Here is a 24,297-nt window from a genome sequence, read left to right on the forward strand (position 1 = left end):
TCCCCGCCTGCTATGGCGCCGCTCTGCTATTTTTACCGACAGTCGGCTGGGATGCTTGCCTGGGAGTTTCAGACCAATGGCGCGTCCAGGTTCAGTCAAGGAGACCGTCAATGCGTTATTCCGCGCTCACCCAACGTATCGCCGGTGACGGTGCTGCTGCCTGGAACATCCACTACCGCGCCGTCGAACTGCAAGGCCAGGGCCGGGATATCATCCTGTTGTCGATTGGCGACCCGGACTTCGACACCCCGCAACCAATAGTCGACGCCGCCATCGACAGCCTGCGCGGCGGCCACACCCACTATTCCGATGTGCGCGGCAGCGAGGCCCTGCGCCGCGCCATCGCCGCCCATCACACCCGCCACAGCGGCCAGCCGGTCGACCCGCTGGAAGTGGTGGTGCTGGCCGGGGCGCAATGCGCGTTGTATGGCGTGGCCCAGTGCCTGTTCGACCCGGGCGACGAGGTGATCGTCGCCGAGCCCATGTATGTCACCTACGAAGCGGTGTTCGGTGCCTGCGCCGCAAGGCTGGTGCCGGTGCCGGTACGCCCCGAGCAGGGCTTCAGGGTCGACCCTGACGACATCGCCCGGCGTATTACCCCGCGCACCCGCGCCTTGCTGCTCAACAGCCCGCACAACCCCTCTGGCGCCAGCCTGCCCAAGGCTACCTGGCAGCGCCTGGCGCAGCTGTGCATCGACCACGACCTGTGGCTGATTTCCGATGAGGTCTACAGCGAGTTGTTGTACGAGGGCGAGCATTTCAGCCCGGCCAGCCTGCCGGGCATGGCCGAACGCAGCGCGACCATCAATAGTCTGTCCAAGTCCCATGCCATGTCGGGCTGGCGGGTCGGCTGGGTGATCGGCCCGCAGCAGTTGACCGAGCACTTGAGCAACCTGGCGCTGTGCATGCTGTACGGCCTGCCGGATTTTATCCAGGACGCCGCCCAGGTGGCCCTGGAGCAAGACCTGCCCCAGGTGCGGCAGATGCGCGAGCGCTACCGCGAGCGGCGCGACCGGGTTTGCGCAAGCCTTGACGGCTGCCCGGGCATCCGCGTGCACAAGCCCGATGGCGGCATGTTCGTGATGATCGATATCCGCGAGACCGGCATTGGCGCCCAGGCCTTTGCCGAGCGTCTGCTGGAGGAGCATGGGGTGTCGGTGCTCGCTGGCGACGCCTTCGGCCCCAGCGCCGCCGGCCACCTGCGTTTTGGCCTGGTGCTCGACAGCGACCGTTTGCAGCAGGCCTGCCAGCGCATCGCCCGTTGCGCCATGCAGGTGCTTGAAGGCGTGCCGTCAGTTCAACAGGCCGGCGGCGATGTTGATGGTAAAGCCCAGAATCGCGGTGTTGAACACGAAACCCACCAATGAGTGGGCGAGGACGATACGGCGCATCTGCCGGTCGGCAACGCCCACGTCCGAGGTCTGCACGGCGACGTTGAGGGTGAACGAGAAGTAGTGGAAGTCCCAATAGTCGGGGTTCAGCTCGCCATCGGCAAAGCGCAGCAAAGGCTCCTTGCTGCCGGCGGTGTAGAACAGCCTGGCGTAGTGCAGGCTGAAGATGGTGCCGATCATCAGCCAGGAGCCGGCGATGGTAAAGCCGGTGTAGGCGTAATGCAGCAGTTGCGGGCCACCGGCAAGGCCGCGGCTGGCGGCCAGTTGCAGGGTCACTGCGGCAAGGCTGGCGATCGCTGCGATGCTGACGGTGAGCAGCACCAGGCCGGCGTTTTCATCTTCGACACAGGCCACTTCGCGTACCTTCTCGGGGCTGGCGCGCAGGGTCAGCCACAGTACCAGCAGCAGGTACAGCCAGACGCCGATGTTCCAGCCCGTGAGGATGTGCTGCACCAGATTCTCGGCGGGAATCAGCCAGCCGCCCAGGCAGCCGGCAACGGCAGAAAAACTCAGGCGCGGGTGGGTGCGGGTCAGTCGATGGAAAGCCATGGGGCCTCGGGGCAGGGGGTTCCTCGGCAACTGTAGCCCATCGTTGCCGCCTGCGGGCGCGGAAATGCTTGCTGGCGGGCGCGGCCTTGGGCATTCTTGCGCGCCTCGCTTGCTCATGGATGACGCCCCTTTGTTCGCCCCCTCTTTACGCCTCGCCGCGTGCGCCCTGGGCGCTGCGCTAGCGCTTGGCGGTTGCAGCCACGGTATCGAGTCGATGCCGCTGGAATTCACCTCGTTCACCTATCACGATGGTTCTTACTCCCTGCGCTTTCGCAGCGACGAAGAGATTATCAGCCTGTTCGAACGGCATACCGGCGACGGGCAGATCGGCGAGTGGTTTACCTGCGCCCTGGACGATGACCAGGATTTCACCGTTGGCCATGCGATGATCTACAGCCTGGTTGGCGGTGTCGATTTCGAGGGCATCTCCGAAATCAAGGGCTACAACTACGTGGTCAACGCGCATTTCTACAAGACCACCCCGGACCGCAGCACGCAGACCGAACTGCTCAAGCCGGCGATCCAGCGCCTGCTGGCGGACAAGGCGCATATCCCCTGCAAGCTGAGTATTACCGCGTTTCTTTACGATGCCTACTACTCGAAAACCCTGCAATTGCCGGTCGACCAGGTGCTCACCGAAGTGGCCCGGCACCGCGAGCGCCTGGTGCAGTGGCAGCCCGAGCCGATTGTCATCGGTCGTTCGCCGCTGGTGCCGCGGATCGAGCCGTTGCCGCTGTACAGTGACCGCTTGCAAATCATCGATAACGACACCGGCCGCCCACGCGGCCACGTGGCCTATGTGGTCAAGCGCAGTGACGGCTACCTGGAGCATGGCGAGACGGATTTCAACGGTTTGACCCATGAAGTCATGTCGCTGACCCGCGAAACCGTGAAGCTGTACCTGGATGACTCGGTGCCATGAAAATGCCCTCAATCGATTCCGGGGGCGTCGATGAGGTACTATCGGGATTCTTGCCGTGGCTAAAAAGACTTGCCAATCAATGACCTGATTGTGATGCAGGTCAGTGGCCACGGTGTTGTCACGAGTCAGACTGGCCCGTTGCAGGCCCCTGACCTCAGCTGCGCTCTACAGGATTCCCGGTTTGTCCGATTCACTGCAAAACCCCTTGCTGCAATACCTCGCCCGCCTGGCACCGTCCAGCCAGCTGACCATGAAGTACATCCTCCAGGATGCTGCCGACCGCCTGGGCTTCGAGGATTGCGACATCGCCGAGGTGCCCTGGCACCAGCTCGAGCCCGGGCATGTCACCGCGCTGGTGGCGGCCTTGCGCGCCGATGGCTATGCGCCGAACACCTCGTCGCTGTACGTCAACGCGGTGCGCGGGGTAATGAACGAGGCCTGGCGCCTGAGCCTGATCAGCCAGGAGCAGTTGCTCAAGATCCGCACGGTCAAGCCGACCCAGGGCACGCGCCTGCCGGCCGGGCGCAACCTCAAGCGCAGCCTGATTCGCGAGCTGATGGACGCCTGCGCTGCCGACTCGCGCCCGCAGGGGTTGCGCGATGCGGCGGTGATCGCCTTGCTGTACGGCACCGGCATGCGCAAGTCCGAGTCGGTCAACCTGACCCTCAGCCAGGTCGACTTCAGCGAGCGCAGCCTGCAGGTACTGGGCAAGGGCAACAAGCAACTGATCAAGTACGCGCCGCCCTGGGCGTTTGCAAAGCTCAACGCCTGGCTGGCGTTTCGCCGCGAGCAGTTGCCTGAAGGGCAGGCCGACGACGAGTTCCTGTTCAACCGTATCCGCCGTGGCAGCCACATCACCCGCGAGCGCATCACCAAGCACGCGATCTACTACATCGCCCGCCAGCGCGGCACTCAAGTAGGGGTAAAGATCATGCCCCACGATTTTCGCCGCTCGTTCATCACCCGGGTGATCGAAGAGCATGACCTGTCGATCGCGCAAAAGCTGGCCCACCACACCAACATCCAGACCACCGCCAACTACGACATGCGCGATGACAACGAGCGGCGGCGGGCGGTGGATCGCTACGATTACTGACCTGTGGGCCCTGCAGCCTACGCCCCCTGTGGGAGCTGGCTTGCCAGCGATTAGGCCGGTACAGTCAGTGCACCATGTACTGACTGGAATGCGAGCGCTTTGCACTCGATCGCTGGCAAGCCAGCTCCCACAGGAGCCGGTGCAGTATTACGGCCTCGCGGCCTCCAGCCCCATCTGCCAGAAGTCGGCTTCCAGCCGCGAGGCCTGGGCGAAGACCTTGACCAGTTCCTCGAAGCGGCGCTCGGTCATGGTTCGCGCGGCCAGGTCATCCAGGTGCGCGCGGGCAGCGGTGGCCACGCCCTGGTAGCCGGCGCCTGCATATTCGCCAATCCACTCGCGGTAAGGATGACCGCCCAGCGCCTGAACGCCGTCGGGGGTCAGGTTGCGGCCGATTTCAGCGTAGCCGATCACGCACGGCGCCAGGGCCACGTGCAGGTCCAACAGGTCGCCGGCGGCGCCGCAGTCCAGCACGAAGCGGGTGTAGGCGACAGTGGCCTGGTGCTCCGGTGTCGCCGCGAGGTCGTCGGCCGACAGCCCCCAACGCTCGCACAGGCGCACGTGCAGCTCGGTTTCGTCGAGAATCGCCGCCAGCCCCGCCTGGGCGGCGCGGATGTCGCTGAGGGTGCGGCTCTTGTAGGCGGCCAGGGCCCAGGAACGGGCGAACTGGATCAAGAACAGGTAGTCCTGCACCAGGTACTTGCGAAACGCCGGTTGCGCCAGGGTGCCGGCGCCCATCTGGCGAACGAAGTCGTGCTCGACGTAGCTGTGCCAGTCGGCGCTGGCGGCCTGTTTCAGGCGCTCGAAGATATCCATGGCTTAGCCCTCAATGTCGTAGGCGGCGTCGAAAAACGCCTGTTCCAGCGCCACGCTGCGCAGGAAGAAGTCGCGGCTGACCTGTGCCTGTGCAGGCCCGACGCGGTCCAGCTCGGCGCGCAGGAAGGCGACAAAATCCTGGAACGCCGGGTTGTCGTGCAGGGTGATCCACTCGGCGTGCTCGAAGCGCGGCGGCAGTTGCTTGTTGGCCCGCAGCGCCCAGTCCAGGTACAGGCCCTCGGCGACGTTGAGCACCGCCAGGGCGGCGGCGTAGGAGCGGGTGGCCGCGGCTTCGCGCATGATCGCCTTGAAGCCTGCGGTCGGCGCTGAGTCCGGTGCCTCAAGGCGCTGCGCCTCGCTGACGCCCAGGGCTTCGAAAGCGCGCAGGAAGTAGGTGTTCTCTTCACCGGCGATCACCCCGGTAAAGCGCCCCAGGCGAATCCGCGCCTCGAAGGTATCGGCGCTGGCGATGGCGGCGCCGAGCAGGGTCAGGAACGCATCGATGAAACGGTGATCCTGGATCAGGTAGTTGACCAGCACAGGGTCGGCCAGGCTGCCGTCGAGCAGTTCATTGACGAAGCGGTGTTCGATGCACTGGGTCCAGCTCGGCTCGCTTTGCTGGCGAAGGCTGTCGGTGAAGCGCGCGGTCATGCTGTTGTCCTTTTTATCGTGACGACAGCGGGGCCGGTGATGGCTGGCATGGTCGGCCCCGCAGTGAGGCCGGCAAAAAGGCAGGTGCACAATACCCATCCCTTCGCCGGCATGATCCGGATCAGGTTCGAAGGGTCACCGCGCTGCACATGCCAGCGGTTTCTCAGCCCGTTGCCGGGCTCCCCTTGGTGGCCGAATCTATACAGCAAGGGCCCTGGATTGTCACGCGTTGCGCTAGTGGATGCTCGAGGCCAGCTCGAAGATCGGCATGTACATGAGGATCACGATCAGGCCGATCAGCAGGCCGATGAAGGTCATCAGCAGCGGCTCGAACAGGCGCACGAACCACTCGATCCAGCGGCTGATCTCCTCGTCGTAGAAGTCGGCGCTGCGCTCCATCATCTGCCCGAGGTTGCCCGACTGCTCGCCAGCGCGCAGCAGGCGCAACGACACTGGCGTCACCAGGTGCCCGGCCTCCAGCGCCGCCGACAGCGACTGGCCTTCCTTGACCCGTTCACAGGCCTGCTCCAGCCGCAGGCCACTGGCCGCGCCGAGCAGGCCGCGGGCCATGGCCATGGCGGTGAGAATCGGGATGCCGCCCTGCAGGAGGATCCCCAGCGAGCGGTAGAACCGCGCCAGCTCATACATCACCAGGCGTTTGTGCAGGGCCGGCAGGCGTTCCAGCTGGCGGTTCAGCCAGCGCCGCACCCGCGGCTCGCGACGCAGCATGAACAGCAGCACCATGAGTAGCCCAAAGCTGCTGGCCATGGCCAGCTGATGCGCGTGCAGGAACATCCCGGCCTGCATCAGCCAGCGCGACATCCACGGCAGCTCGGTGCCCAGGCCTTCGAACACCAGACTGAAACGCGGTACCACATAGCCGAGCAGAAACAGCACCACGCCGCCGCCGACCAGCAACAGCAGCAGCGGGTAGATCGAGGCGCTGATGATCTTCTGGCGCACTTCGTCCATGCGCTGGCGGTAGGCAACATAGCGGCCGAGGGCATCGCCCAGGGCGCCGGTCTTCTCGCTCGATTGCACCAGCGCCACGTACAGCGGCGGGAACACGCTGGGCAACTGCGCCAGGGCCTGGGAGAACGACTTGCCTTCATACAGCAGGCGCACCAGTTCGCCGAGGGTCTTGCGTGCCTGGGGCGCGGTCTCTTTTTCGGCCAGGCTCTCGAGGGCGTCGATCAGCGGCAGGCCGGCATTGAGCAGGGTGGTCAGCTCCTGGCTGAACAGTACCAGGTTGAACACCTCGCCACGCCGCCAGCGCAGACCGGCCAGGCGCTGGCAACTGCGCACGCTGACCACCCGCAAGCCTTGTTGCTCGACCTGCTCGCGGGCCTGGCCCGGGTCCTGGGCGTCGACCTGGAGCAAGACCACCCCGGCCTTGCCCAGGGCCTTGAGTTCATAGCGCATGCGCAAGCCCTCCGGTTATTGCCAACTGGTGATCTCGGCATTCTCGCCATCGCCGCCGGGCTGGCCGTCCTTGCCCATCGACAGCAGGTCGTACTCACCGTTTTCACCGGGCTGGCGGTAGATGTAGTTACGCCCCCACGGGTCTTGCGGGACCTTTTTCTGCAGGTACGGGCCCGACCAGCGGGTTTCGTCGCTGGGTGCCGCCACCAGTGCCTGCAGGCCTTGCTCGGAATTGGGGTAATGCCCCACTTCCAGCCGGTACAGGTCCAGGGCCTTGCTCAGGCCTTCAATCTGCGCCCGGGCGACCTTGGCCTCCGAGCGCCCCAACTGGCTGAAGTACTTGGGGGCAACGATGCCGGCCAAGAGGCCCAGCACTACCAGGACTACCAGCAGTTCGAGCAGGGTGAAGCCGCGTTGCGCGCGATGGTTGTTGTTCATAGCCAGGCCCTCCACAGGTGCGCTGCAAGGCCTTATGCAATTGCCGTGCGCGTCTGCGCCGGGCCTTTGCCGCACGGGCCTGGCAAGGCGGCACAGTGCTTGCGTCAGAAGGGTAACGCCCTGGCAATCGGGGCATATGCCCCACTTTCTGGGGGACGCAACGGGGAGGGTGGCACGATGCGCTGGCTCACTGCGGCAATCCTGGCCTGGCTGGCCATAGTCAATCCGGCTCAGGCCGATGTGTACATCTCGATCAAGGCCGATGGTAGCTATGTATTGAGCAACGTCCACCGGCCGGGGCGAACCTACCAGCGGGTCATCAGCGAGGCCGTGAGCCTGGCCAGCAACGGCCCGCAACTGATCACCGGCATGCCCTACGCCGAAGTGGTGGCGGCAGCGGCGCAGGCCAACGACCTGCCGGCGGCCTTGCTGCACGCAGTGATCCAGGCCGAATCGCGCTACGACCCCAACGCCCGCTCGACCAGCGGCGCGGCCGGGCTGATGCAGCTGATGCCCGACACCGCCAAGGAAATGGGCGTGAAGAATGTCCTCGACCCGGCCGCGAACGTGCAGGGCGGGGCGCGCTACCTCAAGCGCATGCTGACCCTGTTCGACAACGACATCACCCTGGCCGTGGCCGCCTACAACGCCGGGCCAGATGCGGTGCTGCGTCGCGGTCGGGTAGTACCGCCGTTTGCCGAAACCCAGCGCTACGTGCCCAAGGTGCTGCGCCAGTACCGGCGGCTGCAGGGCCTGGCGGTGGATGATCCGTTGTAATCGGGGCTGACTGTCAGATGCGAAAACCTGCCCTGATTTGCTCGTGCAAGTGCAGCGCCAGGTAGTTGCTGCTGTCAGAAAGCAGGTAGAGGTAGTGGGCAGGAAGGGCGGGCATTGTCATTCCCGGAATACTCCGTGTGAGCCCGTCGGTCATTCTGCTTTCTTCGATAATGCCCACTGCCAATCCGCTTGACACGCACGCCTCCACTGCGGGTGAGCTAGCGCTTTCGAGTATGAGCCGGTAGTAGACTCCGTGCTCTTTCAATACGCGAATGGCGGACTCGCGAAATGGACAGCCGGCCAATTGTACGGCTAAGGGAAGTGGGGAATGGGCAGGGGGCTGGAACGGTTGCGCAACTACCCAGACCGGCTGGGTCTCGCATAGTCGTTCGCCTTGCTCCAAGGCGTGCGCACTTACCACGAGGGCTAGATCAACCTGCTTTCTGGTGAACATTGTGAAAAGTTCGCCACTGGACCTGGCGTCGACTTCCAGCTCCAGCAGTGGGTTGTCAGCGATCAGAAGCGGCAGAAGATCACGCATGAACGCCGCTGCGTAGGAGTCAGGCAAGCCAAGACGAATTTTTCCCTGCATGCGTTGCGGAGTCAGGGAAGCCATCAGGCGATCATGGCTCATCAAAAAAGCAGTCGTTTCTATAAGCAGTTTTTTGCCGTACATGGTCAACTCGACGCCTTGGTTGTTGCGGGCGAACAGTCGTTGCCCCACCAACTCCTCCAGCTTGTGAATCTGCGTCGTGACGGTTGATGCGCTGCGATGAACATGAGCGGCAGCCTCCTTGAAGCGTTTGAACCTGGCCACCGCATGGAAGGTGCGCAATAAATCAATGTTCAGTCGTGGGTTCATGGTTTTGTTTTACTGAATTATTTGTTCGCATTATTCAAATTTACAAAATCATGCGCTGCCGATAGCCTCAAGTCAATGAAGCGACCGTCTGTAAAAATAAGGGGCGATATGGAAATCAATGATCTGGTTGTTGAGTCCTTGAAGCGGGTGCATGGTTTATCCGAGCGCATTTGGACGATTGAGAATGCTGAAAAGTACTCGACTTTGCACTCGGGCGCGTCCGTCATAAACCACCGAATCAGCGAAGAAATATTTTCACTGATGACCTCGCTCAATAATGAGGGAATGACATGCGCGGATGTATGCGCTGCGCCCGATGGGCAGGGATCGTTGAGCCAAACGCTCCGAGCGGTAGCACGCGAGCTGGCGGTACTCGTGGGGCAAGACCGGCTGCACTATGTGGAACTGGGCCCTGAGCCAGTAAAAACGTCGGCCCTGTTAAGGTCTCTGCGCGACGGTGGGGCGCAACCCAGTGAGTACACAGCCATCGATATCAACGAGTCATCACACGCGATCATGCGCGACGCGGTCGTGCCGCTGCTCCCTGGGACACATGGTTTTAACTATCTGGCACAAGATTTCCGAGACGTACAGCGCCAGCACATTGAATGTGGGCAGGACGTGACGCTGATTACGATGCTCGGGTTTCAGGAAGGGAATGAATTGCCTGGCACCATCGGCGACCTCATTCAACGGGTCGGCGGGAAACGGACCTATGTGTTATCCGAAATGCAACTTACCACGCAACTGAGTGATGATCACATTCACCGCTTTTACGAGCATGAATGCATGAGGCGCTTTTCCGATCTGATCGGGTTGAAGCTGGGTTTTGAAAAAAGAGCCCCTCATCGAGTTATCGTTTCGGAAATTGAGTACAACGAAGTCCGGTATCGCGTTGCAGTAACACTTCTGCCGGTTTGTGATGGTCATGAGGAAGGTTATTTATTGACCAACGTGTGCCTCAAATACACGCAGGAACAGTTTCTGCGCGTCCGGCAGCAATACGCGGGCTATCAGGTGATTGGCGAATACTGCAGTGGTGATAAAAGTGTGATCTATCAATTGTCGGAATGCTGTGAGGCTTGACAGTGTTCGCATGAGAAGAGGTGTAAGCGCATGGACAGAGAAAATGATATTCCCGTGTTCGCGCAAGGTCTGGCGCGTATTAAACTCGCGCTTCGAACTTCCTGTTTTTCAGCATCAAAGCGTCAGCATTCGGGGGCACTTTCAGACACGCTTCAACATTGGGATGATCAGTATCTACGCAGTGACTCGCCGATGGCTGGCCATACCAGGAGTCTTGCCGAGTTCGGCTATACGACTTCGCCTGTTGAGGTTGCCGGCGCTGACCAGTTGACGGCAATCGCGCAGATCAAAGGGCTATTTTCCGAACAAGGCTTGATAGCGCTAAGGCGTGCCTGCTGTCAGCTGGAGGGCGCTTCAGCTACCAGTCACTGGATCATCTCCAAGCGCACACGGGCCGCGACGGAGTTATCGACGTTTATTCGGGAAATGATGAACAGCCGGGCGTTCTTGCTGGCGGTCTCGAAGATTGCTGGCGTGCCCTTGCTGCCGCACCCGCTCATCAATGCCCGCTCGCAGGTCAATTACTTCTACCCGCCAGAAACGCCTGACGAAAAGGCCCAGATCGGAATGTGGCACACCGACGGTACGAGTTTTGTGCTGAACATTCTATTGTCTGATCCGAGCGAGTATGAAGGTGGAGAATTCGTCTACTTTGAAGGGCCTATCGAACAGTTCGACACCCAGAATTTTGCTGGTCGGTTGCGCAAGAGTGCGGTCAAGGCGAGCGGCGACGCGGTGTACATCTATGGTAGCAGGGTGTACCACGGCGTTCGGGCGGTGACCGCGGGGCGGCGCATGTCGCTGGTGTTATCGTTCCATTGCCCTTACACCCAAGAGGATGTAAACAAGTTCTGGCATTTGGCTTCGGATGATGGCGTTCTTGCCACTCTCAGGCCCTGGTTGAGGTTGAAGCGCAACCTGCGTATGTCGCCAGGGGAACAGTACCGTGCGCTTGGAATCGAGACGATTACCTTTGCCGAGGCAACCGGCGGCCGAAATCGCCTTACCGGCATGGGACGTGAATGAACGCGCCTTCACGAGGTTGGGCCTCAAAGCCGATAAAGCTCTTATTGCTGCAGGGGGTGTTCGTCCTGTCTTGGAGTTCGGGCTTTATTGGTGCCAAATTGGGCGCAGAAACTGCCGGCGCGTTCAACCTGTTGTTCTGGCGCTTCCTGCTGGTGACGGTGTGCCTTGGGCTGTTCTTGAATGTCAGGCTGATGAAAATTACCTGGCCGCAGGTCAAACATCACATGGTGATTGGCTTTCTTTCGCAGTTTCTGTATCTGAGTTGCGTGTATGTCGCCATTCAAAACGGTTTGCCGCCAGGCATCGCCGCAATCATTGCGGCCTTGCAACCGTTGATGACAGCTGCTTTATCTTCTGCCAGCCTCTCGGAGAAAAGCAGTGGTTGGCAGTGGCTGGGATTGATGATCGGTTTTATTGGAGTGTCAATCGTCATTTCTGGACAGTATACAAATAGCCAGGTCGACGTCGGCTTGGTCATGTACCTGCTGCCCTTGGTGTCAGCGTTTGGGCTGACGATGGCCACGCTGTATGAACGCCGGTCCTTGCTGGCGAAGACCGAAAACAACGATCTGAGCGTGTCGTTGTTTATACAGTCTGCGTTCACGCTGCTGGGCTTCGGGGTGGCGGTGTTTTATACCGATTCGCTGCGGATACCAAGCGAGCAGAACGTCCTGCTTTCCGTATTGTGGTTGACGGTGTTCTCCACGTTCGCCGCCTACCTGAGTCTCTGGATGTTGTTACGTGAGATGACCGCTACCCAGGTTGCTGTGCTGGTCTACCTGGAACCCCCGGTGACCTTGATTTGGGCGGCGTTGGTATTTGGGGATGTTATTTACCTGTCCACTTATCTAGGCGTTGCCGTCGTGGTGGCCGGATTGATTTTGGTGCGGTTCAAGCTATCGACTGCACTTGCTCCTGTAAAACCGGACTCCAATGCCCCGCTAGACTGACGCTCCCCTCCTGCGCCATAAATCTTCCAGCTAGAAACCTTCCAGCCTTCACAGAGGCTTGCCCCGAATTGTGGGGAATAGCGGGGAATCCCCCCCAATCAAGATTCATTCAGCTTTATAAGCTACTGAAAAACAACAATAAAAAATTTGGCATGGGCCTTGCTCCAGCCCCTCCAGAGTCCCCTTGCACCACCGAGGCACGCCATGATGACTCCAATCAAAGGCTCAGTCCTGACTTCCCTGCTGCTTGCGGCCGCCAGCCTTGCCTGGCAACCGCTCAGCGAAGCTGCCGTGCGCTGCGAGCGCAACCTGGTGGCCAATGTGGTGGCGCTCGATCAGCCACTGATGTTCAACCGCCTCGGTGCGCAGAACGCCAACGGCATGATGTTCGCCCTGCGCCGCGACGTGGTCGACGAGCACCAGGTGTCGCTGGCCACTGGCGGCGCCGCGGTACCGGGTAAAGTCAGCCTGCGCCCGGACAAACGCCCGCGGCCGATCGTGCTGCGGGTGTCGGCGGGCGACTGCCTGACCATCAACCTGCAAAACCTGCTGGCCTACCAGGCCAACCCGAACAAGCACGGCATCGACCACGAGCAAGAGAACGAGGTCGAAGGCGAGGAAAACGAAGGCGCTGAGAACGAAGCCGGCGAGGGCAACGAGCAGGGCGGCGAGCATTTTGTCGCCGACGAGCAGGTCAGCGACCGTCATGTCGGTTTTCAGGTCAACGGCATGCAGGCGGTCAACAGTATCGGTGACATCGCCGCCAATACCGGGCGCAACGGCAACTTCCTGATCGCCCCCGGCGCCAGCCGTTCCTACACCCTTTACGCCGAGCGTGAAGGCGCGTTTGCCGCCACCAGCCAGGGCGCGACCTTTGGCGGCGAGGGCGGTGCCGGCAACGTCGCCAATGGCCTGTTCGGCCAGGTGGTGGTGGTGCCCAAAGGTGGGCGCACCTTCCGTAATACCCTGACCGAAGAAGAGATGCGCCTGAGCAGCAGCGGCCGCACCCCCACCGGCCAGCCGATCGTTGACTACCAGGCGCGCTACCCGCAGCAGGAGCCGTGGATCCGTGAAGGCAAGGCCGGTTCGCCGATCATTGCCATGACCGATGGCAACGAGATCATCTCCAGCGAATCCGACGCAATTGTCATGGGCCCCAACGCCGATGGCAGTTTCCCGGCCTCGACCTACCCGCTGGAAAGCATCGGCAAACGCAACCCGGCGATCCCCAACCGTCTGGAGCCGTTCCGTGATTTCGCCGCGCAGTTCACCGACGAAGCCGCCTCGACCCAGGCCTTCCCCGGTTACTGGGCAGACCCGGTAATGGGCCATGTGCTGGAGCCGACCCGCGACTCGTTCATGATCAACTATGGCTCCGGCGGCATGGGCGCCGAGGTTGTGGCCAACCGCCTGGGCGTGGGGCCGATGCATGACTGCCTGTCATGCGCCTATGAAGAGTTCTTCTTGAGTTCGCACACCGTCGGCGACGTCGCGATGCTGGTGGACGTACCGGCCAACGTCGGCCTGGAGAACATCCGCCCGGGCCAGACCCCGAGCGCCGAGCAGGTCGGGGTCAAAGCGACCATGGCCCTGTACCCGGCGGAACCGGCCAACGTCAACCACAGCTACATCGGTGACATGGTCAAGTTCCGCAACACCCACAACGGCCACGAGCAGCACATCTTTCACCTGCACGGCCACCAGTGGCTGTTCAACCCCAATGACGACAACTCCGACTATGTCGACGCCCAGGGCATCGGCCCGGGTGTCGGCTACACCTACGAAATCGCCAACGGCGGCTCGGGCAACCGTAACCGCGTGGCCGGCGATGCGATCTATCACTGCCACTTCTACCCGCACTTTGCCCAGGGTATGTGGAGCATGTGGCGGGTCCACGATGTGTTCGAAGAAGGCACCCGCCTGGAAGTCTCCGGGCAGAGCGAAAACGGCTATCACAGCGTGCCGTTCGCCTTGCGCAGCGGCAAGCCGGCCGCGGGCGCCCGGGCCTTGCCGGACGGCGAGATCGTCGCCGGTACGCCAATCCCGGCCATCGTGCCGTTGCCCGGCAAGGCCATGGCGCCGATGCCCGGCAAGGTCGCGGTGATTCCCAAGCTGGCGCAAACCCTGGTTGCCGCAAACCATGACGACGATGAGCAAGAAGAGGGCGATGATGACGCTGGCCATGACGACGCCGCGCCGCGCGCAGTCGGCTCGCTGGCCCTGGTCGATCGCAGCGAGGCCAACCGCAACGCCGACGGCAGCCTGAAGAACCCGGGCTTCCCGTTCTGGATCGGCGGCATGGAAAACACCGTCGGCCAGCGCCCGCCAACCCCGCCGCTGGACATGCTCGACCCGGCCAAGGCGCAACAGTTGAAAAACTCCGGCAACGCCCTGTGGGCCAACCTCGACCCGGCCCAGGTCGGTGGCTGGGACGGCGGCCTGCCACGCCATGCCCTGGACGGCCTGTCGGCCGGCGGCGAGGCGCTGGTGACCACCACTGCGCTGGACTTCACCAAGGCGATCACCAAGGCCAAGGCGGTGTTTTTGCCCGAGGAGGGTACCGACGTCGAACAGGCGGCGATGAGCTTCCATTCCAAATTGGAGCACCCAAGCTATGCCGTGCTGCCTGGCAAGCAGACCGTGGCGCGCAACTTTCGCACCAACGGCGCCGCACCCACCGCCGGTGCGCCGTACTACGAGCCGTGCATGGACGATCGCGCCAAGCGCCTGACCCAACTGTCCGGCGCCGGTGAGTTCAACAGCGGCGAGCGCCTGGACGGCATGAGCTTTACCGGCAGCTCGACTTTCACCGCCGACCGCCCGCGCATCTACAAGGGCGCCAACATCCAGTTCGACGCGGTGTACAACAAGGTCGGCTACCACTTTCCGCAGGCGCGGATCATCAGCCTCTGGGAAGACGCCTGGGCGGTGATCAACAAGCAGCGCCCACCGGAGCCGCTGGTGATGCGCATGAACACCTTCGACTGCGTGATGTACCAGCACACCAACCTGATCCCCTCGTACTATGAAATGGACGACTACCAGGTGCGTACGCCAACCGACGTTATCGGCCAGCACATCCACCTGCCAAAATGGGACCTGACCGCCGCCGATGGCTCGGCCAACGGCTGGAACTACGAGGACGGTATCCTTTCCCCTGGCACCGTGGTCGAGCGTATCCACGCGATTCGCGAGTTCAACGAGTGCCGCGCCGGCGACCCGCGCGAAGGCACGGCCGAGTGCCCGGTGGCCAAGGCGCACCCGTTCTTCGGCCGCTACGGGCGCGCCGACTGGCTGGGCGCGCGCACGGCCATGCAGCGCTGGTTCGTCGACCCGGTGGTCAACGTGCATAACGTCGACCGTGGCCTGGGCACCATCTTTACCCACGACCACCTCGGCCCATCGACCCACCAGCAATTGGGCCTGTACGCCACCGTGCTGGCCGAGCCTGCCGGCTCTACCTGGTACCACGCCGAAACCGGAGAGCTGCTGTACAACAGTGCCCTGCGCGAAGACGGCGGGCCGACCTCGTGGCAGGCGGTGGTGAAAACCGGCGACCTTGACGGTGACGGGCGCAACGACAGCTACCGCGAGTTTTTCCTCGAGTACAGCGACTTCCAGCACGCCTATGAGGCCGGTGTTTACGTGGGTGCCGGCCCGGACGGCATCCCCAATGCCCAGGCTTACCCGGCCAGTGCCGACAGCTTTCGCTACGCGATCAACCCGCCGGTGCGGCAGAAGGCTTCGAACCTGCTGGAATCGGTGGTCGAGTCGCGCGGCGGGCTCAATCCGGGCTGCCCGAGCCGGCCGTGCCCGCAGGCGATCTCGGTGGATGACCCGGGGATGTTCGTCGTCAACTACCGCAACGAGCCGCTGGCCCTGCGTGTCTACGACCCCAACAAGGTCGCCCCCGACGGCAAGCGCGGCATGCAGGCCGACGGCCTGGCCGGCGATCTCGCCTATGCCATGCAGAGCCGCACCGACCGCGCCATCCCGGCGATGAACCTGTCGCCGGCGGCTGTTACCTCAGCCGTGGGGCCAACCGGTGGCACCACCTTGTTCCCGCCGCACATCAACGCCGCCGGGGCCGAGCCGGGCGACCCGTTCACGCCGATGCTACGCACCTACTCCGGCGACAACGTGCGCCTGCGCATGCATGCCGGTGGCCATGAAGAGGAGCACAACGTGACCCTGCATGGCGTCAAATGGCTGCAGAACGGCTCGGGCTTCGGCAACAGCTCGAACTCCGGCTGGAAGGCCTCGCAGATGGTCGGGATCTCCGAGCAACTGGGCTTCATGGCACCGGTGTCGATGATCTCCAGCGCGTCGGCGCCCAACGGTGACTACCTGTATTCGCTGGACGCCGCCCACGAAGGCTACTGGAATGGCATCTGGGGCGTTATGCGCAACTACAGCAACAGCCGCAACGACCTGTTTGCCCTGCCCAACAACCCGTTGCCGATGGCGGCGCGCAATACCGTGGCATTCGACGGCATCTGCCCGCGCTTTACCGCCAACACCAATGGCATCGGCACCCGGCCAACGGTGCAGCGCAGCTATGAAGTCGTCGCCGCCCTGGCCAACGATATCCTCGGCAACTCGCTGGGTGTGAGCATCACCGACCCGGCCGGCGCCGGCCAGCACGTCGGCGGCCCGCTCAAGGCCAACGGCGGCACTCTGGTGTACAACAGCCGGCGCACCAGCATCCCGCAGGTGACGGTGACCGACCCCGAAGATGGCGAGACCTTCACCATCGGCGGCCACAGCGGCCCGCTGCACGACCCGACGGCAATCCTCTATGTGCGCAAGGCCGACCTCGATCCGGGCACCGGCAAGCTCAAGCCCGGTGTGCCGATCGAGCCGCTGGTGCTGCGCGCCGCTGCCGGTGAGTGCCTGAAGGTCACCCTGGAGAACCGCCTGCCGCAGGTAATGCCCGACCTGCCGAGTACCGCCGTGATGCAGAACGTGGTCAAGCGCGACCGCAATGGCAGTGAAGGCTCCACCGCCTTCAACAACAACCTCATGCGGCCCTCCAGCCATGTCGGCCTGCATGCCCAGTTGCTGGCCTACGACATCACCAAGTCGGACGGCGCCAACGTCGGCCAGAACCCGGTGCAGACCGTGCCGCCACGGGCCGGCAACAGCGGCGCCTACCCGAGCAAGGTCTACCAGTACTACGCCGGGCACCTGGAGCGCGAAGGCAAGCCGGTGCTGCAGATGGGCCGTGCGGTGGACAACATCAACACCACCGCCATCGAGTTCGGCGGCCTGAACATCACCCCGGCCGATGTCATCAAGCAGGGGCAAAAGGGCCTGATCGGCGCCATGAGCATCCTGCCGCTGGGTGCCACCTGGAGCGAAGACACGGCCAGCCGCGCCTCGGCCACTGTGCAGGTGCCGGGGCAAACCGCCTACCGCGACTTCGCCACCCTCTGGCAGCGCTCGCTGAACATGCGCTGGGCCGATGGCCGGCCGGTGGAGGGCATTGCCACTGAAGGCAACGGCGTGCCGGGCGATCCGAAGGACAACTCGAACATGGCCATCAACTACAAGACCGAGCCGTTGTGGTTCCGCTTCGGCCTGGCCCCGGATGCGCCGTTCGGCCATGCCGATGGCAATGGCTGGGCCGATGTAGCCAATGCCCACATGGCCTACAGCAACGCCCTGGTCGGCGGCGATCCGCAAACCCCGGTGCTCTGGGCCAAGCCTGGCCAGCCACTGCGCAACCACGTGCTGATGCCCACCGGCGGCAGCCGCGGCATTACCTACCAGCTCGACGGGCACCTGTGGCCGTTGCACGCCTACCAGCCGGAGAAGGCCGACCCCGGTGGCTACCCGATGTACCAGCCCGGTATCGGTTCGGTGCGCTTTGGCTACAACCCGCAGGCCATGTACATCGGCGCCCAGGAGAGCGTGCTGCCGGCCGCGCACTTCAGTTTCATGCTGCCTAGCGCCGGCGGCAGCAACGCGGTACCGGGTGACTACCTGTTCCGCGACTACGCCGCCTACGGCAACGCCTCCGGGTTGTGGGGGATCCTGCGGGTGACCAACGAAACACCACCGGCCACGCCGCCAGCACAGTGAGTGAGGGGAAGGTCATGAACAACAAGAATCGACCGCTGTACCTGGGTCTGCTGGTGGGCCTGACCCTGATCGGCCTGGGGGTGAGTTACGAAAGCCTGTGGTGCGACCCGCGCAGCGAGCAGGCCGAAGGTGACCCCCAGGGCCTGCATAGCTTCAGCCGCGACGGCGTCAGCGTCGAGTTCGAGGCGCGGCCGCTGGGCAGCGGCGGGACCTTGACCGAAGGCAGCTTCGCCAATGTGCGCTTCAAGATCACTGACCAGAACAGCGGCCAGCCATTGTCGGGGGTATCCCCCGGCGCCTGGCTGGACCCGGCGCTGACCGGCGAAGCGGCCAAGGACCGCAGCACCAGTTGCAAGGCACGGGTGGCGCTGTTTCTCAAAAGCAGCATCGGCGCACGGCCCTTGCTCGATTTGAACAGCTACTTCCTGCTGGTGCTGAACAAGGACGCCAGCCTCACGGTGATTGATCCGTCGGTGTCGGTGGGCGGGGTCACCAGCACCCTGGCGCGCATCGAACTGCCGGGCACACCGATGGACTGGGTGGCGAGCAAGGATGACAAGCAGGTCTACGTGTCGATGCCGGAGCGCGGCGAAGTGGCGCTTATCGACACCGAGACCTTCCAGCGCGTCGCCAACCTGCCGGCCGGCAAGCAGCCGCTGCGCCTGGCGATGCAGCCCGACCAGCGCCTGCTGTGGGTCGGCAACAATGCCCGCGACGCCCAGAGCAGCGGGGTGACAGTGATCGACGTGCCCAGCCGCAAGACTCTGAAGTTTTTCGCCACCGGCGCCGGTCACCACGAAATCGCCTTTAGCAGCGATTCGCGCTACGCCTTTGTCAGCAACCGCGACAGCGGCACCCTGAGCGTGATCGACGCCAGTGAGATGCGCCTGGTGAAAACCCTCAAGGTCGGCTCGCACCCTTTGTCGGTGGCTTATTCGCCGCTGTCCCAGGCGGTGTACGTGGCCGATGGCCGCGACGGCAGCATCAGCGTCATCGATGCCCGCAGCCACACTCAGCGCCACCTGATCGAAGGCAAGCAGGGCCTGGGGCCGATGCGCTTCAGCAATGACGGGCGCTTCGGCATCGTCCTCAACACCCTGCAAAGCCAGGCCATGGTCATCGATGCCAGCAGCGACCGGCTGATCCACAGCCTGCCGGTGGCCGCCGAACCCTACCAGCTGACCTTCACCCAGGCCTATGCCTATGTCCGCGGCCTGGCCTCGCCCAAGGTCAGCATGATCAACCTCAGCAGCCTCGGCGAAGGCCGCCAGCCGATCGTCCAGGGCTTCGAAGCCGGGCCCGCGGCGCCGCGCCAGGCCGGTGACCTGCCGCTGGCCCAGGGCCTGACTGTGGCCCGCGACGAGAACTCGGTGTTTGTGGTCAACCCGGTGGACAACACCACCTACTTCTACGCCGAAGGCATGAACGCGCCGATGTCCGGCTACGCCAACCGTGGCCACAGCGCCCGCGCCGCGCTGGTCATCGACCGCAGCCTGCGCGAGGTGGCGCCGGGGGTGTACAGCTCGACCATCAAGCTGCCGGCCGCCGGTACCTTCGATGTCGCCTTTTTGCTCAACCAGCCGCAGATCATTCACTGCTTCAGTACCGAAGTGGCGGCTTCCAGCAGCGCTCCGCACCGGCAGACGCCACGGGTGGAGTTCCTTATCGGCCCCTCGGTGGTCGACCAGGGCCGGCCGCTGATCGCGCGCTTTCGCATCAGCGAGGGCAACGGCACGCCGCGCACCGGCATCAAGGACCTGAGCCTGCGCTACTTTCTCGCGCCCACCTCGCGAGCCCGGACCAGCGTGGTCCGCGAAGTGGGCGAGGGCATCTACGAGGCGCCGCTGGAACAACTTGAAGCCGGTGCCTGGTACCTGCACGTGCAGGCGCCGTCACTGGGCAAGCGCTTTGCCGAGAACAACTACACCAGCCTGCGGGTAATGCCCGCCGGCGCACAGCAAGCATCCGACGCCGGACCAAGGAGTGTGCAATGAAACTGCTCGATCGCTGCAGACTGTTCAGCCTCTGCCTGCTCGCCGCCAGTTGCGGTATCGCCCAGGCCCACAACGGTGTCGACCACAGCGGCCATGGCGCGCCCGCCGCCCAACAGGAAAAGACCTCGGTGCGCTTTGCCGATGTCTCGTTGCTCGACCAGAACGGCATGCCGGTGCGCCTGGAAAAGGACCTGGTGGCCGATCACCTGGTGGTCATGGGCTTTATCTACACCAGTTGCACCACGGTGTGCCCGGTGGTTTCCTCGATCATGGCCAAGGTGCAGAAGCAGCTGGGCGGCCGGGTCGGCACCGAGGTGCAACTGGTGTCGATCAGCGTCGATCCGCAGCGCGATGATCCCAAGCGCCTGCTCGGCTACGCCCAGGCGTTCCAGAACGGCCCGGGCTGGAGCTGGCTGACCGGCACCCCGTATGCCATCAACGAAACCCTCAAGGGCTTGGGCAGCTTCAGCGCCGACCTTGGCCAGCATCCGCCGCTGATCCTTGTCGGTGACGGCCACAGCGGCCACTGGACGCGCTATTACGGCTTTACCGACCCACAGCTGCTGATCAGCGAGATCGACCGCCTCAGCGCCCGCCGGGTGCACGCCAAGCACACCGCCATTGCCCAGGAGGTGCAACCATGAGCGCCGTCAGCCGTGGCATGCGCAGCACCGACTGGCTGGCCCTGGCGCTGTGCCTGTGGATCCTCAGCGCAGTGGCCCTGGCCCATGAAGGCCATGGCGCACCACCGCCCAACGCCACCCCGGCGACGGCCGAGGGCGGGACCCGCGACGCCCGCACGTACTTCACCGACACCGTGCTGCAGGACCAGAATGGTCGCAACCTGCGCTTTTACCAAGACGTCCTGAAAGACCGCGTGGTGCTGCTCAATGTGATCTTCACCCACTGCAATGACGCCTGCCCGCTGATTACCCGCAAGCTGCGCGAGGTGCGCGAAGCCCTGGGCGAAGACGCAGCCAGCAAGGTCACCTTCATTTCCCTGAGCAGCGACCCGCAGAACGACACCCCGGCGGTGCTCAAGGCCTTTGCTGAAAAACAGGGGGTGGACAGCGCCAACTGGCTGTTCCTCACCGGTGACAAGGCGCAGATGGACCTAGTCTTGGCGCGCCTGGGCCACCTGATTCCAAGCCCCGAGCAGCATTCGACCCAGTTGATTGCCGGTGACGTGGCCAACAAGCGTTGGAGCAAGATCCGCCCGGACGCGCCGGCGCAAGCCATCGCCCAGCGTCTGCAATTGCTGTCGCAACCCTTGGCGGGGCGCTGAGCCATGGCCGCGCGCCTGGCTATCGGCCTGCTGCTGAGCGTGCTGCTGGTCAGCCCGCTGGCCAGCGCCATCGAGCTCAGCCCGCAGGAGCAGGCCGGCAAGCGCCTGTACCGCGAAGGCCTGTCGAGCAGCGATGCCCAGGTGTCGGCGCGGGTTGGCGCCGCCGACATGCTGGTGCCGGCCAGCGTCGTACCCTGTGCCAGTTGCCACGGCAACGATGGCCTGGGCCGGGCCGAGGGCGGAGTGCGTCCGCCGTCGTTGAACTGGCAGCGCCTGGCCGGCGGGCAGGGCATGCGCGAGGTCAATGGCCGCCGCTATCCGGTCTACACCGAGGCGAGCCTGGCCCGCGCCATCCAGGAGGGTCGTGACCCGGCCGGCAACCGCCTGGACCCGGCGATGCCGCGCTTTGTCCTGAGCATGGCCGACCAGCGCAACCTCAGTGCCTACCTCAAGCGCCTGGCCGATGACCGCGACCCGGGGCTGGAGGAACAGACCCTGCGCCTGGGCACCTTGCTGCCAACCCAGGGCACCCTGGCCGAGCCTGCGCGGGTGGTGGCGGCGGTGTTGGCTGACCGTATCGAGCAGATCAACCGCCAGGGCGGCATTCATGGCCGCAGCTTACAGCTGGTCAACCTCGACCCCGGCCCCGACCAGGCCAGTGCCGAGCAGGCGCTGGGGCAACTGATCGACCAGCAGCGGGTATTCGCCCTGGTCGCGCCGATGGCGCCAGCCCTTGATGCCACGCTGGGCGAGCGCCTGGAGCAGGCGCGCCTGCCGTTGATCGGCGCCGCCCCGCAGCTGGCCGGCAGTCGCCAGGTGTTCGACCCCTTGCCCGGGCTGCGTGAGCAGCTGCTGAGCCTGGCCGACTACGCCCAGGGCAGCCTGTCGCTGCAGCAGGCCCAGGTGACTATCGTCTATGCCGAGGCCAACCAGGCCGCGCTGGCGGCCAGTTTGCGCGAGGCCTTGCTGGCGCGCGGCTGGAGCCAGGTCAAGGTCGAGGCCTTCGAGCAGCAGGCGCCGACCGGGCAGGCGCTGTTCTATCTCGGCAAGGCCTCGGCTTTCAGCCGCCTGACCGACGCCTTGCAGCAGGCCGGGCGCACGCCTTACCTGTTCGCCGCCTCAAGCCAGGTCGCCAGCGAGCTGCTGCTGGTGCCGCAGGCGTGGTCGCGGCGGGTGTTCCTGGCCTATCCGTTCATCCCCAGCGACTGGACCGCCCAGGGCCGCGAGGCGCTCACCGCCCTGCGCCAGCGCCAGGGCCTGGATGGCCGCCAAGGCTTGTTGCAGGTCAGTACCTGGTGCGCCATGCAATTGCTTGAAGAAGCGCTCAAGCGCGCCGGGCGTGATGCCAGCCGCGAGAAACTCACCCAGGCCCTCGAAGGCCTGCACGACGTGCACACCGGCCTGACCCCGGCCCTGGGTTTTGGCCCGGGCCGGCGCCAGGGCCTGAACGGTGCGCATGTGGTCACCGTTGAAATGCCCGGCCCGGTGTTCTATCCGGTTGCCGCCTATCAGAGTGTCCTTGAGACGAGGTCGCCATGAACCGCCTGATGCCGTTGCTGCTGTGCCTGTTGGCTGTATCGCTGCACGCCGCGGACGGGCCGCCGGCGGCGCGGGTCAACGGCGTGGAGATCAGCCAGATGCGCCTGGAGCGCTATTTTGCCGAGTATCTTGAGGACCAGGGCAGGGCGCTGACCAGTATCCGCAACCCCAGCGTGTACAAGCGCCTGCGCGAACAGGCGCTGAACGACCTGATCGACCGCGAGCTGCTGTGGCAGGAGTCCCAGCGCCAGGGCGTGGCGGTCAGTGATGCCGAGGTCGAGGCGCGCATCGGCCACCTGCGCCAGGCATTCGGCAGCAATGAAGTGTTCGAGCGGCGCCTGGCCGATGCCGGTTTCGACCCCCAGAGCTTTGCCGCTTACACCCGTCAGGAGATGGCCGCGCAGCAGGTGTTCGTGGCTGCCAGCCGCGTGCCGGAGCCAAGCGCGGCGCAGGTGTCGGCGTTCTATCAAGCCAACGCGAAAACCTTTGCCGGTGGGCAGAACCAAAGCCAGGGCGACCCTGTCCAACGGGAGCAAGGACTTGCAATGGCTAAAACCCTTCTTATCGATCAACTGCAGACGCAGGCGCGTCAGGCGTTGTTGCAACGCTTGCGCGACAGCGGTCAACTGCAGCGTATCGACTGAGCGCAGCGCCGCCCCCACTATTGGGGGCAGCACTAGGGGCAAAACGCCATCTGTCCCCCGGGATTGGGGAAGGGGCTAGCACCCGTTTGCGTCTATGCTTACAGAATCAACGACATAGCACATTGATTTGCGCCGTATCACGTCTGGCACGAAGCATGCGTAAGCCTCTACAAGGCCGCACTCGTGCCGGGCCGGGAAACCGGGCCAGCGATGCTTCAGGGAGTGGACCTTGGTGAACAGAGTATTGGTAGTCGATGACGAACAGACCCTTGCCGGCAATATCCAGGATTACCTGGTTCTGCAAGGCCTCGACGTCCATGTTGCCCACGACGGAGCCAGTGCCATCGGCGCTGCCGAACGCACCCGGCCCGAAGTGGTAGTGCTGGATTATCGCTTGCCCGATATGGAGGGGTTTCAGGTTCTTGAGGCTGTGCGCCAACAAGGTACGCGCTGTCATTTCGTGCTGATCACCGCCCACCCGACCGCCGAGGTCCGTGAGCGGGCCAGCCAACTGGGTGTCAGCCATATCCTGTTCAAGCCTTTTCCGCTGGCGGAACTGGCCCGCGCAGTCCTCGACCTGATGGGCATCAAGCGAGAAAGCCGGCGCGCAGCCGACAAGGACACAGGGTTCGTCGAACGACGCCAGAGCAGGAGTGAGAGTTTCCCCCTGCAGTTGTTCGACGGTAGCTGGGTCCTGGCCGATCGCCGACGTAATGGCGCACGGCCGCCGGGGCCCGACGACGACCAACTGCTCACCGGGGAATAACG

20 protein-coding genes and 1 riboswitch are annotated in these 24,297 nt (G+C 63.9%); of the genes, 14 read left to right on the plus strand and 6 right to left on the minus strand.

Annotated elements, in window-relative coordinates; translation table 11 throughout:
• Positions 1-110 precede the first annotated feature (110 nt).
• On the plus strand, positions 111-1,367 hold the full coding sequence (locus tag UB48_RS14715) for a pyridoxal phosphate-dependent aminotransferase (protein ID WP_045198263.1): 1,257 nt from the start codon (positions 111-113) through the stop codon (positions 1,365-1,367).
• Here the strand turns inward: UB48_RS14715 and UB48_RS14720 are convergent.
• Positions 1,293-1,940 (minus strand): DUF1345 domain-containing protein, encoded by a 648-nt coding sequence (locus tag UB48_RS14720; protein WP_045198265.1) that lies wholly within the window; start codon positions 1,938-1,940, stop codon positions 1,293-1,295. The genes UB48_RS14715 and UB48_RS14720 overlap by 75 nt on opposite strands.
• A gap of 115 nt (positions 1,941-2,055) precedes the next feature.
• On the opposite strand from UB48_RS14720, the gene UB48_RS14725 reads away from it, so the two are divergent.
• Both UB48_RS14725 and xerC read left to right on the plus strand, forming a co-directional pair.
• The gene (locus tag UB48_RS14725) at positions 2,056-2,862 is read left to right on the plus strand and encodes a hypothetical protein (protein ID WP_156160208.1); all 807 of its coding nucleotides are present in this window, start codon (positions 2,056-2,058) and stop codon (positions 2,860-2,862) included.
• 181 nt (positions 2,863-3,043) lie between these two features.
• Positions 3,044-3,958, plus strand: coding sequence for a tyrosine recombinase XerC (xerC, locus tag UB48_RS14730; RefSeq protein ID WP_045198270.1), 915 nt, complete (start codon positions 3,044-3,046; stop codon positions 3,956-3,958).
• A gap of 147 nt (positions 3,959-4,105) precedes the next feature.
• Here the strand turns inward: xerC and tenA are convergent, their stop codons facing one another.
• The 4 genes from tenA to gspG form a co-directional block, all read right to left on the minus strand.
• Complete coding sequence (tenA, locus tag UB48_RS14735; RefSeq protein WP_045198272.1) at positions 4,106-4,771, minus strand: thiaminase II; 666 nt, start codon at positions 4,769-4,771, stop codon at positions 4,106-4,108.
• 3 nt (positions 4,772-4,774) lie between these two features.
• A complete protein-coding gene (locus UB48_RS14740) occupies positions 4,775-5,422 on the minus strand; it encodes a TenA family protein (RefSeq protein ID WP_045198274.1) in 648 nt (215 codons plus the stop codon).
• An 81-nt stretch (positions 5,423-5,503) separates the two neighbouring features.
• Positions 5,504-5,618, minus strand: a riboswitch (TPP riboswitch).
• Positions 5,619-5,656: 38 nt separating this feature from the next.
• Positions 5,657-6,844 (minus strand): type II secretion system F family protein, encoded by a 1,188-nt coding sequence (locus tag UB48_RS14745; protein ID WP_045198276.1) that lies wholly within the window; start codon positions 6,842-6,844, stop codon positions 5,657-5,659.
• Positions 6,845-6,859: 15 nt separating this feature from the next.
• Entirely contained in the window at positions 6,860-7,282 is a 423-nt protein-coding gene (gene gspG / locus UB48_RS14750; protein WP_045198278.1) for a type II secretion system major pseudopilin GspG, read from the minus strand.
• A gap of 177 nt (positions 7,283-7,459) precedes the next feature.
• On the opposite strand from gspG, the gene UB48_RS14755 reads away from it, so the two are divergent.
• The gene (locus tag UB48_RS14755) at positions 7,460-8,059 is read left to right on the plus strand and encodes a lytic transglycosylase domain-containing protein (RefSeq protein WP_045198280.1); all 600 of its coding nucleotides are present in this window, start codon (positions 7,460-7,462) and stop codon (positions 8,057-8,059) included.
• 13 nt (positions 8,060-8,072) lie between these two features.
• Here the strand turns inward: UB48_RS14755 and UB48_RS14760 are convergent, their stop codons facing one another.
• Positions 8,073-8,921, minus strand: coding sequence for a LysR substrate-binding domain-containing protein (locus tag UB48_RS14760; protein ID WP_045198282.1), 849 nt, complete (start codon positions 8,919-8,921; stop codon positions 8,073-8,075).
• 108 nt (positions 8,922-9,029) lie between these two features.
• On the opposite strand from UB48_RS14760, the gene UB48_RS14765 reads away from it, so the two are divergent.
• From UB48_RS14765 to UB48_RS14810, 10 genes are all read left to right on the plus strand, one after another.
• A complete protein-coding gene (locus UB48_RS14765; protein ID WP_045198284.1) occupies positions 9,030-10,007 on the plus strand; it encodes a hypothetical protein in 978 nt (325 codons plus the stop codon).
• 30 nt (positions 10,008-10,037) lie between these two features.
• Positions 10,038-11,033, plus strand: a complete 996-nt coding sequence (locus UB48_RS14770) for a 2OG-Fe(II) oxygenase family protein (RefSeq protein WP_045198286.1) — start codon at positions 10,038-10,040, stop codon at positions 11,031-11,033.
• The gene (locus tag UB48_RS14775) at positions 11,030-11,983 is read left to right on the plus strand and encodes a DMT family transporter (protein ID WP_045198288.1); all 954 of its coding nucleotides are present in this window, start codon (positions 11,030-11,032) and stop codon (positions 11,981-11,983) included. The genes UB48_RS14770 and UB48_RS14775 overlap by 4 nt, the downstream gene beginning before the upstream one ends.
• 204 nt (positions 11,984-12,187) lie before the next feature.
• Entirely contained in the window at positions 12,188-18,067 is a 5,880-nt protein-coding gene (gene mnxG, locus UB48_RS14780; protein WP_045198290.1) for a manganese-oxidizing multicopper oxidase MnxG, read from the plus strand.
• 14 nt (positions 18,068-18,081) lie between these two features.
• Positions 18,082-20,061 carry a YncE family protein gene (locus tag UB48_RS14785; protein WP_045198292.1) on the plus strand — a complete coding sequence of 660 codons (1,980 nt, stop codon included), beginning with the start codon at positions 18,082-18,084 and terminating at the stop codon, positions 20,059-20,061.
• Positions 20,058-20,705 carry an SCO family protein gene (locus UB48_RS14790; protein ID WP_045198294.1) on the plus strand — a complete coding sequence of 216 codons (648 nt, stop codon included), beginning with the start codon at positions 20,058-20,060 and terminating at the stop codon, positions 20,703-20,705. Before UB48_RS14785 ends, UB48_RS14790 begins: the two co-directional genes overlap by 4 nt.
• Positions 20,702-21,346: an SCO family protein gene (locus UB48_RS14795; RefSeq protein WP_230090865.1), complete on the plus strand. Its 645-nt coding sequence runs from the start codon at positions 20,702-20,704 to the stop codon at positions 21,344-21,346. Before UB48_RS14790 ends, UB48_RS14795 begins: the two co-directional genes overlap by 4 nt.
• A 3-nt stretch (positions 21,347-21,349) precedes the next feature.
• Positions 21,350-22,885 (plus strand): ABC transporter substrate-binding protein, encoded by a 1,536-nt coding sequence (locus UB48_RS14800; RefSeq protein ID WP_045198296.1) that lies wholly within the window; start codon positions 21,350-21,352, stop codon positions 22,883-22,885.
• Positions 22,882-23,529, plus strand: a complete 648-nt coding sequence (locus tag UB48_RS14805; RefSeq protein WP_045198298.1) for a SurA N-terminal domain-containing protein — start codon at positions 22,882-22,884, stop codon at positions 23,527-23,529. The genes UB48_RS14800 and UB48_RS14805 overlap by 4 nt, the downstream gene beginning before the upstream one ends.
• A 229-nt stretch (positions 23,530-23,758) precedes the next feature.
• Positions 23,759-24,295 (plus strand): response regulator, encoded by a 537-nt coding sequence (locus UB48_RS14810; protein WP_045198300.1) that lies wholly within the window; start codon positions 23,759-23,761, stop codon positions 24,293-24,295.
• Positions 24,296-24,297: the final 2 nt, after the last annotated feature.

Source organism: Pseudomonas sp. 2(2015) (assembly GCF_000955865.1).
Taxonomy (GTDB): Bacteria; Pseudomonadota; Gammaproteobacteria; order Pseudomonadales; family Pseudomonadaceae; genus Aquipseudomonas.

Excerpts from the sequence above, each read along its gene's own strand:
- UB48_RS14715 (WP_045198263.1), top strand. The coding sequence starts at position 111 with ATGCGTTATTCCGCGCTCACCCAACGTATCGCCGGTGACGGTGCTGCT.
- UB48_RS14720 (WP_045198265.1), bottom strand. The coding sequence starts at position 1,940 with ATGGCTTTCCATCGACTGACCCGCACCCACCCGCGCCTGAGTTTTTCT.
- UB48_RS14725 (WP_156160208.1), top strand. The coding sequence starts at position 2,056 with ATGGATGACGCCCCTTTGTTCGCCCCCTCTTTACGCCTCGCCGCGTGC.
- tenA (WP_045198272.1), bottom strand. The coding sequence starts at position 4,771 with ATGGATATCTTCGAGCGCCTGAAACAGGCCGCCAGCGCCGACTGGCAC.
- UB48_RS14740 (WP_045198274.1), bottom strand. The coding sequence starts at position 5,422 with ATGACCGCGCGCTTCACCGACAGCCTTCGCCAGCAAAGCGAGCCGAGC.
- UB48_RS14745 (WP_045198276.1), bottom strand. The coding sequence starts at position 6,844 with ATGCGCTATGAACTCAAGGCCCTGGGCAAGGCCGGGGTGGTCTTGCTC.
- gspG (WP_045198278.1), bottom strand. The coding sequence starts at position 7,282 with ATGAACAACAACCATCGCGCGCAACGCGGCTTCACCCTGCTCGAACTG.
- UB48_RS14755 (WP_045198280.1), top strand. The coding sequence starts at position 7,460 with ATGCGCTGGCTCACTGCGGCAATCCTGGCCTGGCTGGCCATAGTCAAT.
- UB48_RS14760 (WP_045198282.1), bottom strand. The coding sequence starts at position 8,921 with ATGAACCCACGACTGAACATTGATTTATTGCGCACCTTCCATGCGGTG.
- UB48_RS14765 (WP_045198284.1), top strand. The coding sequence starts at position 9,030 with ATGGAAATCAATGATCTGGTTGTTGAGTCCTTGAAGCGGGTGCATGGT.
- UB48_RS14770 (WP_045198286.1), top strand. The coding sequence starts at position 10,038 with ATGGACAGAGAAAATGATATTCCCGTGTTCGCGCAAGGTCTGGCGCGT.
- UB48_RS14775 (WP_045198288.1), top strand. The coding sequence starts at position 11,030 with ATGAACGCGCCTTCACGAGGTTGGGCCTCAAAGCCGATAAAGCTCTTA.
- mnxG (WP_045198290.1), top strand. The coding sequence starts at position 12,188 with ATGATGACTCCAATCAAAGGCTCAGTCCTGACTTCCCTGCTGCTTGCG.
- UB48_RS14785 (WP_045198292.1), top strand. The coding sequence starts at position 18,082 with ATGAACAACAAGAATCGACCGCTGTACCTGGGTCTGCTGGTGGGCCTG.
- UB48_RS14790 (WP_045198294.1), top strand. The coding sequence starts at position 20,058 with ATGAAACTGCTCGATCGCTGCAGACTGTTCAGCCTCTGCCTGCTCGCC.
- UB48_RS14795 (WP_230090865.1), top strand. The coding sequence starts at position 20,702 with ATGAGCGCCGTCAGCCGTGGCATGCGCAGCACCGACTGGCTGGCCCTG.
- UB48_RS14800 (WP_045198296.1), top strand. The coding sequence starts at position 21,350 with ATGGCCGCGCGCCTGGCTATCGGCCTGCTGCTGAGCGTGCTGCTGGTC.
- UB48_RS14805 (WP_045198298.1), top strand. The coding sequence starts at position 22,882 with ATGAACCGCCTGATGCCGTTGCTGCTGTGCCTGTTGGCTGTATCGCTG.